Consider the following 14,547-nt stretch of genomic DNA (forward strand, 5'->3'; position numbering starts at 1 on the left):
AAAAGAGGGCCCGCAAGGGGCCCTCTTCATTACTGCGTACGCGGCATCAAACGCCGGAGCTTTCCGCCGAGGCGACGTCCTTGATCGACAGCTTGATACGGCCGCGGTTGTCCACGTCCAGTACCAGGACCTTCACTTCCTGGCCTTCCTTGAGCACGTCGGTGACTTTCTCGATGCGCTGATCGCTGATCTGCGAAATGTGCACCAGACCGTCCTTGCCCGGCAGGATGTTGACGAAGGCGCCGAAGTCGACGATGCGCTCGACCTTGCCGACGTAGACCTTGCCGATCTCCGCCTCGGCGGTGATACCCAGCACGCGGAGTTTGGCGGCTTCGGCCGCTTCCTTGGTCTCGCCGAAGATCTTGATGCTGCCGTCGTCTTCGATGTCGATCGACGCCTTGGTTTCCTCGCAGATGGCACGGATGGTCGCGCCACCCTTGCCGATCACGTCGCGGATCTTGTCGGTGTCGATCTTCATGGCGATCATGGTCGGCGCGTTTTCCGACAGCTCGCTGCGGGACTGGGCGATGACCCGGTTCATCTGGCCGAGGATGTTCAGGCGCGCTTCCAGGGCCTGGCCCAGGGCGATCTCCATGATCTCTTCGGTGATGCCGTTGATCTTGATGTCCATCTGCAGCGCGGTCACGCCCTTGGCGGTACCGGCAACCTTGAAGTCCATGTCGCCCAGGTGATCTTCGTCACCGAGGATGTCGGTGAGGATGGCGAACTTCTCGCCTTCCTTCACCAGGCCCATGGCGATACCGGCCACCGGCGCCTTCATCGGCACGCCAGCGTCCATCAGCGCCAGGGAAGCGCCGCAGACCGACGCCATGGAGCTGGAACCATTGGACTCAGTGATTTCCGACACCACGCGGATGGTGTAGGGGAACTGGTCCGGAGCCGGCAGCATGGCCTGGACGCTGCGGCGGGCGAGACGGCCGTGGCCGATTTCGCGGCGACCGGCGCCCCCCATGCGGCCACACTCGCCCACCGAGAACGGCGGGAAGTTGTAGTGCAGCATGAAGGGGTCTTTTTTCTCGCCTTCCAGGGTGTCCAGCAGTTGCGCATCGCGGGCGGTGCCGAGGGTCGCGACCACCAGGGCCTGGGTTTCGCCACGGGTGAACAGCGCCGAGCCGTGGGTCTTCGGCAGCACGCCGACTTCGATGTTCAGCGGGCGCACGGTGCGGGTGTCGCGGCCGTCGATACGCGGCTTGCCGTTGACGATGTTCTCGCGCACGGTGCGGTATTCGATTTCGCCGAAGGCGTCCTTCACGTCGCTGGCGGAAGGCTGGCCTTCCTCGCGGGCGAACTTGGCGACGATCTGGTCGCGCAGCTCGCCCAGGCGGCCGTAGCGCTCGTGCTTGACGGTGAGGGTGTAGGCCTGGGAGATCGCCTCGCCGAACTCAGCGCGGATCGCGCTCAGCAGGCTGGTGTTCTCCGGCTTGGCTTGCCAGTCCCAGGTGGGCTTGGCGGCTTCGGCGGCCAGTTCCTTGACGGCCTTGATCACCGCCTGGAACTCGTCGTGGGCGAACAGCACGGCGCCCAGCATCTGGTCTTCGGTCAGTTCCTTGGCTTCGGATTCCACCATCAGCACGGCGGTCTCGGTGCCGGCCACGACCATGTCCAGGCTGGATGCCTTGAGTTGCTCGTAGGTCGGGTTCAGCAGGTAGCCGGTGCTTTCATGGAACGCCACGCGAGCGGCGCCGATCGGGCCCTCGAACGGAATGCCGGAAATGGCCAGGGCGGCGGAGGTGCCGATCATCGCGGCGATGTCCGGATCGGTCTTCTTGCTGGTGGACAGCACGGTGCAGACGACCTGCACTTCGTTCATGAAGCCTTCGGGGAACAGCGGACGGATCGGGCGATCGATCAGGCGCGAGGTCAGGGTTTCCTTCTCGGAAGGACGGCCTTCACGCTTGAAAAAACCGCCGGGGATACGGCCGGCGGCGTAGGTTTTCTCTTGGTAGTGCACGGACAGCGGAAAGAAGCCCTTGCTGAGGTCGGCCTGCTTGGCGCCGACCACGGTGACCAGCACGCTGACGTCGTTATCGACGTTGACCAGCACGGCGCCGGAGGCTTGGCGAGCGATACGGCCCGTCTCGAGAGTGACGGTCGATTGACCGAACTGGAATTGCTTGATGACCGGGTTCACGGTGTCTTTACCTTCTCTGTTGCCTTTGGGGAAATGGTCAGGAACGCGGGAGTCGGACCCGGGCCTATTCCTGAAAAGCTCGAAGCTGGAAGCCCGACGCCGAAAGCCGATGCATGATCGGCTTCCAACCCCGGACTCCCAGCTTCTCGCTTCAAGCGGTTTGCGCGCGGCTTAGCGACGCAGACCCAGACGCCCGATCAGGGTGCTGTAACGAGTGGTGTCCTTACCTTTCAGGTAGTCCAGCAGCTTGCGGCGCTGGTTAACCATGCGGATCAGGCCACGACGCGAGTGGTGGTCCTTACCGTTGGCCTTGAAGTGGCCTTGCAGCTTGTTGATGTTGGCGGACAGCAGTGCGATCTGCACTTCCGGGGAACCGGTGTCGCCTTCAGCTTGCTGGTACTCGTTAACGATCTGGGCTTTTTCTTCGACGCTCAGTGCCATGGTGGGCTTCCTCTGAGTGAACAGGCCGGGAATCGCTTCCCGTGTTTAAAAAAGAGGTATGACCGTGCCTGCTGACAGCCACCCTCGTTGACGCACCCCCACGCGATCAGGCGTGGAGCCGCGGTGCGGTCGTCATCGACCGCATCATTCTGCGCGGATCAGGCGACGCGGCGCGATGCGCCCGTCCTCGCTCACCTCACCGATGCCGATGAACCGGCCGAGGTGATCCTGTACCCGCACCATGCCGAACTTCGGCGCTTCCGGTGCGCGCACCGGCTGGCCATGCAGCCAGTAATAGGCGCTGTGCTCCGAAAAACTCAACAGCGGCCAATGCTCCAGCCCACTGTCCACAGGCAGCAGGAACGCATCCAGGGCTTCGTTGCCGCCTTCCGCGTGGGCCTGTTCCAGGGCCTCCAGCGCGATGGTCTGGGCGATCCCGAAAGGACCCGCCTGGACCCGGCGCAACTCGGCGACATGGGCGCCGCAACCGAGCAACTGACCCAGGTCTTCGACCAGGGTGCGGATATAGGTGCCCTTGCTGCAGGCCACGCTGAGGCGCGCCTGGTTCCCTTCGCACGCCAGTAAATCCAGGCGCGCAATAGTAACAGAACGGGCTTCGCGCTCCACTACCTCGCCGGCCCTGGCCAGCTTGTACAACGGCTGGCCATCTTTCTTCAGGGCCGAATACATGGGCGGTATCTGCTTGATTTCGCCACGGAAACGCGGCAACTGGGCTTCGATGGCGTCGCGACCGACGGTCACCTCGCGCCGCTCGACGACCTCACCCTCGGCATCGCCGGTGGTGGTGGTCACACCCAGTTGCATCAGGGTTTCGTAACCCTTGTCGGCATCCAGCAGGTACTGGGAAAACTTGGTCGCCTCGCCGAAACACAACGGCAGCACCCCGGTGGCCAGCGGATCGAGGCTCCCGGTGTGGCCGGCTTTCTCGGCGTTCAGCAGCCAGCGCACCTTCTGCAGCGCGGCATTGGAGGAGAGCCCGCGGGGCTTGTCGAGCAGGAGGATGCCGTTGACCGCACGGCGGATACGCTTCACCTGGGCCACGTATCAGTCCTCGGAATCGTTCTGATGCTTGCGGTCTTCGGCGACGGCGCGTTCGATCAGCGCCGACAGCTCCACGCCACGACGGATGCTGGCGTCGTAGTGGAAATGCAATTGCGGCACGCTGCGCAACTTCATCGACTTGCCCAGGTGCATGCGCAAGAAGCCGGCAGCATCCTGCAACACGTCCAGGTTGAGGGCGATCTTCTCTGCATCGTCGTCCTGGCCCATGACGGTCACGAACACCTTGGCATGGGACAGGTCGCGGCTCACGTTCACCGCGGTAATGGTGACCAGACCCAGGCGCGGGTCCTTGATTTCACGCTGGATCAGTTGCGACAGCTCGCGCTGCATCTGATCGCCGATGCGTTGGGTACGACTGAATTCTTTAGCCATCTCGTCACTCGCTCCGGCCCGTGCGCTCGAGGCCAGGACCGTGAAACTGAAAAAGCAGAAAAACGAACGGCAAGCCCGGGCGAAACGTCGAGGACGCCGAACCCATGGCCTGCCGCTTGATGCAGTGGGCGACGCTTACAGCGAACGCGCCACCTGGACCTTCTCGTAGACTTCGATCTTGTCGCCGACCTTGACGTCGTTGTAGCTCTTCACGCCGATACCGCACTCCATGCCGGCCCGCACTTCGGACATGTCGTCCTTGAAGCGGCGCAGGGATTCCAGTTCGCCTTCGAAGATCACCACGTCCTCGCGCAGTACGCGGATCGGACGGTTCCGGTGAACGACGCCCTCGATCACCATGCAACCGGCGATCGCGCCGAACTTCGGCGAACGGAACACATCGCGGACTTCGGCCACGCCCAGGATGTTCTCCCGGACATCGCTGCCGAGCATGCCGGTGAGCGCTTTCTTGACGTCTTCGATAATGTCGTAGATGACGTTGTAGTAGCGCATGTCCAGGCCTTCCTGCTCGACGATCTTCCGCGCACCGGCATCCGCCCGTACGTTGAAGCCGAACAGCACGGCATTGGATGCCAGCGCCAGGTTGGCGTCGCTCTCGGTGATGCCACCCACGCCGCCGCCGACCACGCGGACCTGCACTTCGTCGTTGCCCAGGGTGCTGAGGGAGCCTTGCAGGGCTTCCAGCGAACCGCGCACATCGGCCTTGAGCACGATGTTGAGGGTCTTCTTCTCGTCCTGGCCCATGTTCTCGAAGATGTTTTCCAGCTTGCCGGCGTGAGCGCGGGCCAGCTTGACTTCGCGGAACTTGCCTTGGCGGAACAACGCGACTTCGCGGGCTTTCTTCTCGTCGGTGACCACGCTCAGCTCGTCACCGGCATCCGGCGTGCCGTCCAGGCCGAGGATCTCGACCGGAATCGACGGACCGGCCTGTTTCACCGGCTTGCCGTTCTCGTCGAGCATCGCCCGGACGCGACCATAGTTGACGCCGACCAGCACCATGTCGCCCTGGCGCAGGGTACCGTCCTGGACCAGCACCGTCGCCACCGGGCCACGGCCTTTGTCCAGGCGCGACTCGACCACGACGCCGCGGCCAGGGGCCGAAGGAACCGCGGTCAGCTCCAGGACTTCAGCCTGCAGCAGCACCGCTTCGAGCAGTTCGTCCACGCCGGTACCCAGCTTGGCGGAGACCGGTACGAACTGAGTGGTACCGCCCCATTCTTCCGGGATCACGTCGCGACCGGCCAGGTCGTTCTTGATCCGGTCGAGGTCGGCGCCCTGCTTGTCGATCTTGTTGATCGCCACCACCAACGGAACGCCAGCGGCACGGGCGTGCTGGACGGCTTCCTCGGTCTGCGGCATCACGCCGTCGTCCGCGGCCACCACCAGGATCACGATATCGGTGGCCTTGGCGCCACGGGCACGCATCTGGGTGAACGCCGCGTGGCCGGGGGTATCGAGGAAGGTGACCATGCCACGGTCGGTTTCGACGTGGTAGGCACCGATGTGCTGGGTGATGCCGCCGGCTTCACCCGCGGCCACCTTGGCGCGACGGATGTAGTCGAGCAGCGAGGTCTTGCCGTGATCGACGTGACCCATCACGGTCACCACCGGCGCACGATGGATGGCCTCGCCTTCGAATTTCAGCGACTCGGCCAATTGATCCTCGAGAGCGTTCTCGTTGACCAGCTTGACCTTGTGGCCCAGCTCTTCCGCGACCAGCTGTGCGGTTTCCTGATCGAGGACCTGGTTGATGGTGACCGGGGTGCCCATCTTGAACATGAACTTGACGACTTCGGCGCCTTTTACCGACATCTGCTGGGCCAGTTCGGCCACGGTGATGGTCTCGCCAATGTTCACTTCGCGCACGATCGGTCCTGTTGGGCTCTGGAACCCATGCTGGTTACGCTTCTTCAGCTTCGACTTGCCACCGCGGCCGCCACGACGACCGAAGCTGTCGCTCTCGTCGTCGGTGCTGCGCGGCGCAACGCGAGGCGCCGGCACCCGCTCCTTCTCCTTGACCGAAGGACGGTGCTGCGCATGCTTGCGATCGCGGCGTTCCTCTTCGTCGGTGCGGGCCTTTTCGGGACGGCGCGGTTCTTCCTTCTTGCGCGGATCGATCGCCGGCGCCGGAACACCGCCGTCCACCGGAGCGGCTACGGCTGGCGCGACTGCGGACGAGGCGTCGACCGCGGCGTTCGCCTCGGTGTTCGCCGCCGGAGAAGCAGCCTGGCGCTTGGCCTCTTCCTCGGCACGCCGCTTGGCCTCTTCCTCGGCCTTGGCACGCGCCGCCTCTTCGGTAGCCCGCAGCTCTTCCAGCTCGCGCTGACGCTCGGCTTCGATTTCCGCAGGGCTACGCTTGACGTAGGTTTTCTTCTTGCGCACTTCGACGCTGATGGTCTTGCTACCCGCCACCCTCAAGGTCGTGGTGGTCTTGCGCTGCAGGGTAATCTTGCGCGGTTCTTCCAATTTCTCACCGTGACTGCTTTTGAGATGGGCCAACAAGGCCTGCTTCTCAGTATCCGTCACCGCTTGTTCGGCGTTGGTGTGCGGCAGGCCAGCCTCACGCATCTGCTGCAGCAGGCGCTCCACCGGTGTATCGACCACTTTGGCCAGTTCTTTCACCGTGACTTGCGTCATGCACTTCTCTCCTCAGGCCGCGACGTCTTACTCGAACCAATGGGCTCGGGCGGCCATGATCAACTTGCCGGCACGCTCTTCATCCATGCCGTCGATGTCGAGCAAGTCGTCGATAGACTGCTCTGCTAGGTCTTCGCGGTTAACCACGCCACGCACTGCCAGTTCAACAGCCAGATCCTTGTCCATGCCCTCGAGGGAAAGCAGGTCTTCGGCAGGCTGGGCATCTGCCAGCTTCTCTTCAGTGGCGATCGCCTTGGTCAACAGACGATCCTTGGCACGCGCACGCAGCTCGTTGACGATGTCTTCGTCGAAGCCGTCGATATTGAGCATTTCTTCCATCGGCACGTAGGCGATTTCTTCCAGGCTGGTGAACCCCTCGTCCACCAGTACCTGCGCCAGCTCTTCGTCGACTTCGAGCTCGTCGATGAAGGCTTGCAGGATGTCGCCGGTTTCCGCCTGCTGCTTGGCCTGGATGTCGGCCTCGGTCATCACGTTCAGGGTCCAGCCGGTCAATTGACTGGCGAGACGCACGTTCTGACCACCACGGCCGATGGCCTGGGCCAGGTTGTCCTCGCCGACGGCGATGTCCATGGCATGGGCATCCTCGTCGACGATGATCGCCGCCACTTCCGCAGGGGACATGGCGTTGATCACGAACTGCGCCGGGTTGTCATCCCACAGCACGATGTCCACCCGCTCGCCCCCCAGTTCGCCGGAAACCGCCTGTACGCGCGAACCGCGCATACCGATGCAAGCGCCCTGGGGGTCGATACGTTTGTCCTTGGAACGCACCGCGATCTTGGCGCGCGAGCCCGGATCGCGGGAGGCGGCCATCACTTCGATCAGTTCTTCGGCGATTTCCGGCACTTCGATGCGGAACAGCTCGATCAGCATCTGCGGCGCGGTGCGCGACAGAATGAGCTGCGGGCCGCGGTTCTCGGTGCGGATTTCCTTGAGCAGCGCACGGACGCGCGCGCCGACCCGGAAGGTCTCGCGCGGAATGATGTCTTCCCGCGCCAGCAAGGCCTCGGCGTTGTTGCCCAGGTCGACTATCACGCTGTCGCGGGTAACCTTCTTGATCGTACCGGAGATGATGTCCCCCAGACGCTCGCGATAGGCCTCGACCACCTGGGCACGCTCGGCTTCGCGAACCTTCTGCACGATGACCTGCTTGGCGGTCTGCGCAGCGATGCGTCCGAACTCGATGGACTCGATCTTCTCTTCGATCAGGTCACCGACCTTGGCGCCCTTTTCCTTTTCCTGGGCCTGCTCGACCGTCAATTCAGCGGCAGGGTTTTCCAGATCGTCCTCGTCCACCACCGCCCAGCGGCGGAAGCTGTCATAACTGCCGGTGTGGCGATTGATCTCCACACGCAGGTCGACTTCGTCTTCGTAACGTTTCTTGGTAGCGGTGGCCAGGGCCAGTTCCAGCGCCTCGAAAATCACGCCGGCCGGTACCCCTTTCTCGTTGGATACCGACTCCACAACCAGCAGTACTTCTTTGCTCATCGTACGCCTCGCCTTTCGCAATCCATTGGATCCGCGGGATCCGCGTCTCAGTCAAAACGGGGAATGATGTTGGCTTTGTCGATCGAGTCGATCGGCAACAGGTACTCATGGTCGTCCACCAGAACCACCACATCCTGCTCCTCCACCCCGCGGAGAAGGCCCTGAAAATTGCGTCGCCCTTCATAAGGCGAACGCAGCTTGATTTTCACTTGCTCACCGGCGTGTTTGGCGAACTGTTCAAGGGTGAACAATGGCCTATCCATGCCTGGCGAAGATACTTCCAGGGTGTATTCGTTGCTGATCGGGTCCTCGACGTCGAGCACCCCACTGATCTGCCGACTTACTTTTTCGCAATCCTCGACGAGGATGCCGTCGGCGTGGTCGATGTAGACCCGCAACAGAGAATGCCGCCCTTGAGACAGGAACTCGACACCCCAGCATTCGTAGCCAAGTGCTTCGACTACCGGGGCCAACAAGGCCTGCAACTGTTCTAGCTTGCTCGACACCTGAACCCCTCGCGCATGCTGTGCAAATAAAAAATGGGCGAAACGCCCATCCCTTTTATGCCACCCGATCGGACATCGATGGCGACTGTCCAGCTAGCAAAAAGCCCCTAAAAAGGGGCTCCGCTATAACTGGTTGCGGGGGCTGGATTTGAACCAACGACCTTCGGGTTATGAGCCCGACGAGCTACCAAGCTGCTCCACCCCGCGTCAAAGCTGGAGCGGAAGTATACGGCCGCCACCCCTTGATGGTCAACCGAACACTCCGCCAACAAGAAAGCCCGCGTATTGCGGGCCCTCTTAAATGGTACCGAGGAGGGGACTCGAACCCCTACAGCCTATGGCCACTACCACCTCAAGGTAGCGTGTCTACCAATTCCACCACCTCGGCAAAACTGCTTTTACTTCTGTTCCGACTGCCCCTGAACCGGAGCGGACTCGGAATTCTGAGGAACGTCGTCGGTTTTTTCTACTGATTTCTGCCCCTCAAGCACCGGCACATCGCTTGCTGCCGGAGCAGGCTGCTGAACCTCTATGACAGCAGGATCAGGCAATCCGATCTTGCCCAGCGCTTCAGACTTCTCTTTAGCAAAGTAGCCTAAGCCCAGGCTGGTCAAGAAAAAAACCGTGGCTAGTATAGCAGTAAAACGGCTCAGAAAGGTAGAGGAACCTTGGCTTCCGAAAACAGTGGCCGACGCGCCCGAACCGAACGAGGCCCCCGCATCAGCCCCTTTACCTTGCTGCAACAATACCAGCGCGACCACACCGGCAGCGCCCAGCAGATGAACCACGATTACGACTGTTTCCAGCATTATCAGCTTCCCGCGGCACGACAGATCGCACCGAACTCATCCGCATTCAGAGAGGCTCCACCGACCAGCCCCCCATCGATATCCGCCATGCCAAACAGCTCGACGGCGTTGACGGCCTTGACGCTGCCGCCGTAAAGAATTCTCATCGCCTGCGCCACCGAAGGACTCTCGTCCGCCAGCTGCGCTCGGATCGCCGCATGCACCGCCTGCGCTTGCGCGGGGGTCGCCGTGAGCCCGGTCCCGATGGCCCATACGGGCTCGTAGGCGATCACCGCATTGGAAAAAGCCCCGATCCCCAGCTCATGGATCACGTTACCCAGTTGCTCGGAAACCACATCCAGCGTCCGACCTGCTTGGCGCTGCTCCAGCGACTCGCCGACACAGAGCACCGGCATCAGACCGCAGGACTGCGCCGCGATGAATTTCCGGCTGATCACTTCATCGGTCTCGCCGAACAACTGGCGACGCTCGGAGTGACCGATCAACACAAGCTTGCAACCTACGTCGGCCAGCTGCGCCGCCGAGACTTCCCCGGTCAACGCACCTTGCCAGGCATCCTTGGCGCAGTTCTGCGCGCCGACCGCCACAGGCGACTCGGCCAGAATCTGCTGTACGCGCTCCAGGTAAAGAAAGGGAGGCAGTACCGCCACATCGATGGAGGCATCAACCTCCATACGACTCACACCTTGGGCGAGCGCATCGACGCTGGCGCGGGTACCGTGCATTTTCCAGTTACCAGCAACCAAAGGGCGACGCATGCGATACCTCGTCGATCAAAGTGGGCGCAGATATTACCCAAGGGTTTTCAGACTGGCAAGCCAAATCAAGCACATACCTCAGTGACGACCTTGGCAAGTTCCTCGGCGTAGCCACGAACCTGCGCCTCGTCGTCGCCTTCCACCATCACCCGCACGAGTGGCTCGGTGCCGGACTTGCGCAACAGCACGCGCCCTCGCCCGGCCATGCGGGTGTTCACGCGCTCGCACGCATCCTGCACGGCGGGATGCGTGACCGGATCCTTGCCCCCGGCGAAACGCACGTTAACGAGCACTTGCGGGCATTTCCGCAATCCTTGGCGCGCCTCGGCGAGGCTCTGGCCGCGACGCTTGAGCGCCATCAGCACCTGCAGTGCCGCGATGATCGCGTCGCCTGTGGTGGTGTGCTGGCAGCAAACGATATGCCCGGAGTTTTCACCGCCCAATTGCCAGCCACGCGACAGCAGCTCGGCCATCACATAACGATCGCCAACCTTGGCGCGCACGAAAGGTATGTCCAGCTCCTGCAAAGCCAGCTCGAGCCCCAGGTTGCTCATCAGGGTTCCGACGACGCCGCCCTGCAAGGTACCGCGCTCCATGAGGTCGCGGGCGATGAGGAAAAGCAGCTCGTCGCCGTCCACCACCGCGCCGGTGTGATCGACCATCAGCACACGGTCGCCGTCGCCATCGAAGGCGATCCCGAGGTCGGCCTGCTGGGCGATGACTTCGGCCTGCAAGGTCTCCAGGTGGGTGGAACCGCAATCGGCATTGATGTTGAGCCCGTTCGGCTGCGCGGCGAGCACCGAGACCTGCGCGCCCAACTCACGGAACACGTTGGGCGCGACCTTGTAGGTCGCGCCATGGGCGCAATCCACCACGAGCTTGAGCCCGGCGAAACTGGTGCTGGAGGGCACGCTGCTCTTGCAGAACTCGATGTAACGCCCGGCGGCGTCGTTGATACGCGACACCTTGCCCAATTGCGCGGAGTCGACCACAGTCATCGGCTGATCGAGCAACTCCTCGATCATCAGCTCCACTTCGTCCGCGAGCTTGGTGCCCTGGCCGGAGAAGAACTTGATGCCGTTATCGTAGTGGGGGTTGTGGGATGCGCTGATGACGATGCCCGCTTCCGCGTGAAAGGTACGCGTGAGGTAGGCGATCGCCGGCGTCGGCATCGGCCCTAGCAGCATCACGTCGGCGCCGGCGGCGGACAATCCCGCCTCCAGGGCTGACTCGAACATGTAGCCGGAAATGCGCGTGTCCTTGCCGACGAGAATTCGGCAATTACCCTGCTTGCGAAACGCCATGCCGGCGGCCCAGCCGAGCTTCAGCATGAAATCGGGCGTGATGGGGTACTGACCGACCTGCCCGCGAATACCATCGGTACCGAAATACTTCCTACTCATGACCACTTCGCCCTTTTCCTTTATTCCGCCGCTTCCACGGCGGCTATCATCCGAATCACATCGGCCGTTTCAGCCACATCGTGTACGCGCAGGATACGCGCGCCCTTGGCCACTGCCAGGGCCGCCAGTGCCAGGCTGCCATAGAGGCGCTCGCCGACATCCCGCTGCAACACCTGTCCCACCATACTCTTGCGGGAAACGCCTACCAGGAGCGGACAACCCAGTGCCAGCAGCACAGGCATATGCTTGAACAGGCTGAGGTTGTGCTGGAGCGTCTTGGCGAAACCGAAACCGGGATCGAGGATCACTCGATCGGCGCCTATCCCGACCTCGGCGCAGGCCTGCAATCGCTCCCGGAGAAACGCCTGCACTTCACCGAGCAAATCCAGGTAGCGCGGATCCTGCTGCATGGTACCGGGCTCGCCCTTCATATGCATGAGGCACACGGGCAAACCGCTGGCGGCGGCCGCCTCGAGAGCGCCTGGCCGGCGCAGCGCCCGCACGTCATTGATCAGGCCGGCGCCCAAGCGCGAGGTTTCCCGCATGACCTCCGGAGTGGAGGTGTCCACCGAGATGATCACGTCCAATTCGCGGGCCAGGGCCTCGACCACCGGAGCGACCCGATCCAGCTCCTCGGAGGTGGAGACCACGGGCGCCCCTGGCCGGGTCGACTCTCCCCCTACGTCGATGAGGCTCGCACCCGCCGCAAGCATGCTTTCGGCATGACGCAACGCCGCATCGGGCCGGCCATAGAGGCCGCCGTCGGAGAAGGAATCAGGGGTGACGTTGAGAATACCCATCACATGGGGACGGGATAAATCAAGAACCCGGTTGCCGCAAGACAACCGGGTTGGGAATTGCTGTACGTTCATGCCAGCCTTAATGCTCGCTGGCCGGACCACCGATGGGTGTTTCCGGACGGTCGGGGCTCTCGCCGACTATTGGCGCCCCCGGGCCGGTACCGGTTCCCGAACCACCTTGCCAATCGCGGGGCTCACGCGGGCTTCGACCGGCCATGATGTCGTTGATCTGCTCGGCGTCGATGGTTTCGAACTTCATCAAGGCATCGGCCATCATGTCGAGCTTGTCGCGGTTCTCCATCAGAAGCTTGCGCGCCGTGTCATAGCAATGATCGATGATGCTGCGCACCTCTTCATCGATTACCCGGGCCGTCTCGCCCGAGACATTGGCATGCTGGCCACCCGCACCGCGCCCAAGGAAGACCTCGCCCTCCTCTTCCGCATACATCAGCGGACCGAGTTTCTCCGAAAGCCCCCACTTGGTCACCATGTTCCGGGCGATCTGAGTGGCGCGCATGATGTCGTTGGACGCACCAGTGGTAACGCCATCGAACCCCAGGGTCATTTCCTCGGCGATCCGCCCACCAAACAGGGAACATACCTGGCTGATCAAGGCGCGCTTCGACAGGCTGTAACGATCTTCCTCGGGAAGGAACATGGTCACGCCCAAGGCGCGGCCGCGAGGAATGATGGACACCTTGTAGACCGGGTCATGCTCTGGAACCAGGCGCCCGACGATGGCGTGACCGGCTTCATGGTAGGCGGTGTTGAGCTTTTCCTTTTCGGACATGACCATGGTCTTGCGCTCGGCGCCCATCATGATCTTGTCTTTCGCCAACTCGAACTCGCGCATTTCGACCACGCGCTTGTTGGAACGCGCCGCGAACAGCGAGGCTTCGTTGACCAGGTTGGCCAGATCCGCGCCCGAGAAGCCCGGCGTACCGCGAGCGATCACGGCCGGTTCGACGTCCTCGCCCATCGGCACCTTGCGCATGTGCACTTTCAGGATCTGCTCGCGCCCCCGGATATCGGGGAGGCCGACCACCACCTGGCGGTCGAAGCGGCCTGGACGCAACAAGGCCGGGTCCAGCACGTCGGGGCGGTTGGTCGCGGCGATGACGATGATGCCGTCGTTCACCTCGAAGCCGTCCATTTCGACCAGCAGCTGGTTGAGGGTCTGTTCACGCTCGTCGTGACCGCCGCCCATGCCTGCGCCGCGATGGCGGCCGACGGCGTCGATTTCGTCGATGAAGATAATGCAGGGAGCGTGTTTCTTCGCCTGATCGAACATGTCGCGAACCCGCGACGCACCGACCCCGACGAACATTTCCACGAAGTCCGACCCGGAAATGGTGAAGAAAGGCACCTTGGCCTCGCCGGCGACCGCTTTCGCCAGCAGAGTCTTACCGGTGCCGGGCGAGCCCACCATCAGTACGCCACGGGGAATACGTCCGCCGAGGCGCTGGAACTTGCCGGGATCGCGGAGGAATTCGACCAGCTCGCTGACCTCTTCCTTGGCTTCGTCGCAGCCGGCGACATCGGCGAACGTGGTCTTCACCTGATCCTCGGAAAGCAGTCTCGCCTTGCTCTTGCCGAAGCTCATGGGACCGCCGCGGCCACCGGAGCCGCCCTGCATCTGGCGCATGAAGAACATGAATACGGCAATGATCACCAGGATCGGGAAGCTGGCCACCAGAAGCTGGGTCCAGATGCTCTGCTGCTCGGGCTTCTTGCCTTCGACCACCACCTTGTTCTCGATCAGGTCGCCCATCAGGCCCCGGTCTTCGATCATCGGCCGTACGGTGGTGAAGGTGGAGCCGTCCGAGCGCTTGCCGGTGATGGTGTAGCCTTCGACGGAGACGCGTTCGACACGCCCTTCCTTGACCTGCTCGATGAACTCGGAATAGTTCAGCGCCTGCGACTCGCTCGGGCTGGAGAAGTTGTTCATCACGGTGACCAGAACGGCCGCGATGATCAGCCACAGGATCAGGTTCTTTGCCATATCGTTCAATTAGCTACCCTCTGAAGCAGGCCCCGTCCTGGAACGTGCCTCGCA

Annotated in this window: 12 protein-coding genes and 2 tRNA genes; all 14 read right to left on the minus strand. The window is 62.5% G+C overall.

Annotated elements, in window-relative coordinates; genetic code table 11:
- Window positions 1-46 precede the first annotated feature (46 nt).
- A complete protein-coding gene (gene pnp / locus OGL92_RS14765; protein ID WP_263144708.1) occupies window positions 47-2,152 on the minus strand; it encodes a polyribonucleotide nucleotidyltransferase in 2,106 nt (701 codons plus the stop codon).
- A gap of 171 nt (window positions 2,153-2,323) precedes the next feature.
- On the minus strand, window positions 2,324-2,593 hold the full coding sequence (gene rpsO, locus OGL92_RS14770; RefSeq protein ID WP_263144709.1) for a 30S ribosomal protein S15: 270 nt from the start codon (window positions 2,591-2,593) through the stop codon (window positions 2,324-2,326).
- A 144-nt stretch (window positions 2,594-2,737) separates the two neighbouring features.
- Window positions 2,738-3,655 (minus strand): tRNA pseudouridine(55) synthase TruB, encoded by a 918-nt coding sequence (truB, locus tag OGL92_RS14775; RefSeq protein WP_263144712.1) that lies wholly within the window; start codon window positions 3,653-3,655, stop codon window positions 2,738-2,740.
- 3 nt (window positions 3,656-3,658) lie between these two features.
- Complete coding sequence (gene rbfA / locus OGL92_RS14780; RefSeq protein ID WP_263144713.1) at window positions 3,659-4,048, minus strand: 30S ribosome-binding factor RbfA; 390 nt, start codon at window positions 4,046-4,048, stop codon at window positions 3,659-3,661.
- Window positions 4,049-4,183: 135 nt separating this feature from the next.
- Entirely contained in the window at window positions 4,184-6,706 is a 2,523-nt protein-coding gene (gene infB / locus OGL92_RS14785) for a translation initiation factor IF-2 (RefSeq protein WP_263144715.1), read from the minus strand.
- 27 nt (window positions 6,707-6,733) lie between these two features.
- Window positions 6,734-8,215 (minus strand): transcription termination factor NusA, encoded by a 1,482-nt coding sequence (gene nusA / locus OGL92_RS14790; protein ID WP_263144717.1) that lies wholly within the window; start codon window positions 8,213-8,215, stop codon window positions 6,734-6,736.
- A gap of 47 nt (window positions 8,216-8,262) precedes the next feature.
- The gene (gene rimP / locus OGL92_RS14795) at window positions 8,263-8,721 is read right to left on the minus strand and encodes a ribosome maturation factor RimP (RefSeq protein ID WP_263144720.1); all 459 of its coding nucleotides are present in this window, start codon (window positions 8,719-8,721) and stop codon (window positions 8,263-8,265) included.
- 130 nt (window positions 8,722-8,851) lie between these two features.
- A tRNA-Met gene (locus tag OGL92_RS14800) sits at window positions 8,852-8,928 on the minus strand.
- Window positions 8,929-9,023: 95 nt separating this feature from the next.
- Window positions 9,024-9,109, minus strand: a tRNA-Leu gene (locus OGL92_RS14805).
- Window positions 9,110-9,119: 10 nt separating this feature from the next.
- Window positions 9,120-9,530 carry a preprotein translocase subunit SecG gene (secG, locus tag OGL92_RS14810; protein ID WP_263144723.1) on the minus strand — a complete coding sequence of 137 codons (411 nt, stop codon included), beginning with the start codon at window positions 9,528-9,530 and terminating at the stop codon, window positions 9,120-9,122.
- Window positions 9,531-9,532: 2 nt separating this feature from the next.
- A complete protein-coding gene (gene tpiA / locus OGL92_RS14815; protein ID WP_263144726.1) occupies window positions 9,533-10,288 on the minus strand; it encodes a triose-phosphate isomerase in 756 nt (251 codons plus the stop codon).
- A 65-nt stretch (window positions 10,289-10,353) separates the two neighbouring features.
- Window positions 10,354-11,691, minus strand: a complete 1,338-nt coding sequence (gene glmM / locus OGL92_RS14820) for a phosphoglucosamine mutase (RefSeq protein ID WP_263144727.1) — start codon at window positions 11,689-11,691, stop codon at window positions 10,354-10,356.
- A gap of 20 nt (window positions 11,692-11,711) precedes the next feature.
- Window positions 11,712-12,563: a dihydropteroate synthase gene (gene folP / locus OGL92_RS14825; protein ID WP_263144730.1), complete on the minus strand. Its 852-nt coding sequence runs from the start codon at window positions 12,561-12,563 to the stop codon at window positions 11,712-11,714.
- 7 nt (window positions 12,564-12,570) lie between these two features.
- A complete protein-coding gene (gene ftsH, locus OGL92_RS14830) occupies window positions 12,571-14,493 on the minus strand; it encodes an ATP-dependent zinc metalloprotease FtsH (RefSeq protein ID WP_263144824.1) in 1,923 nt (640 codons plus the stop codon).
- Window positions 14,494-14,547: the final 54 nt, after the last annotated feature.

The sequence above is a fragment of the Pseudomonas sp. RIT-PI-AD genome (assembly GCF_025642785.1).
Classification (GTDB): domain Bacteria; phylum Pseudomonadota; class Gammaproteobacteria; order Pseudomonadales; family Pseudomonadaceae; genus Pseudomonas_T.

What these genes read in the sequence shown, in the direction of transcription:
- ftsH (WP_263144824.1), bottom strand. Translation starts at nt 14,493, where the DNA reads ATGGCAAAGAACCTGATCCTGTGGCTGATCATCGCGGCCGTTCTGGTC.
- folP (WP_263144730.1), bottom strand. Translation starts at nt 12,563, where the DNA reads ATGAACGTACAGCAATTCCCAACCCGGTTGTCTTGCGGCAACCGGGTT.
- glmM (WP_263144727.1), bottom strand. Translation starts at nt 11,691, where the DNA reads ATGAGTAGGAAGTATTTCGGTACCGATGGTATTCGCGGGCAGGTCGGT.
- rpsO (WP_263144709.1), bottom strand. Translation starts at nt 2,593, where the DNA reads ATGGCACTGAGCGTCGAAGAAAAAGCCCAGATCGTTAACGAGTACCAG.
- infB (WP_263144715.1), bottom strand. Translation starts at nt 6,706, where the DNA reads ATGACGCAAGTCACGGTGAAAGAACTGGCCAAAGTGGTCGATACACCG.
- secG (WP_263144723.1), bottom strand. Translation starts at nt 9,530, where the DNA reads ATGCTGGAAACAGTCGTAATCGTGGTTCATCTGCTGGGCGCTGCCGGT.
- tpiA (WP_263144726.1), bottom strand. Translation starts at nt 10,288, where the DNA reads ATGCGTCGCCCTTTGGTTGCTGGTAACTGGAAAATGCACGGTACCCGC.
- nusA (WP_263144717.1), bottom strand. Translation starts at nt 8,215, where the DNA reads ATGAGCAAAGAAGTACTGCTGGTTGTGGAGTCGGTATCCAACGAGAAA.
- rbfA (WP_263144713.1), bottom strand. Translation starts at nt 4,048, where the DNA reads ATGGCTAAAGAATTCAGTCGTACCCAACGCATCGGCGATCAGATGCAG.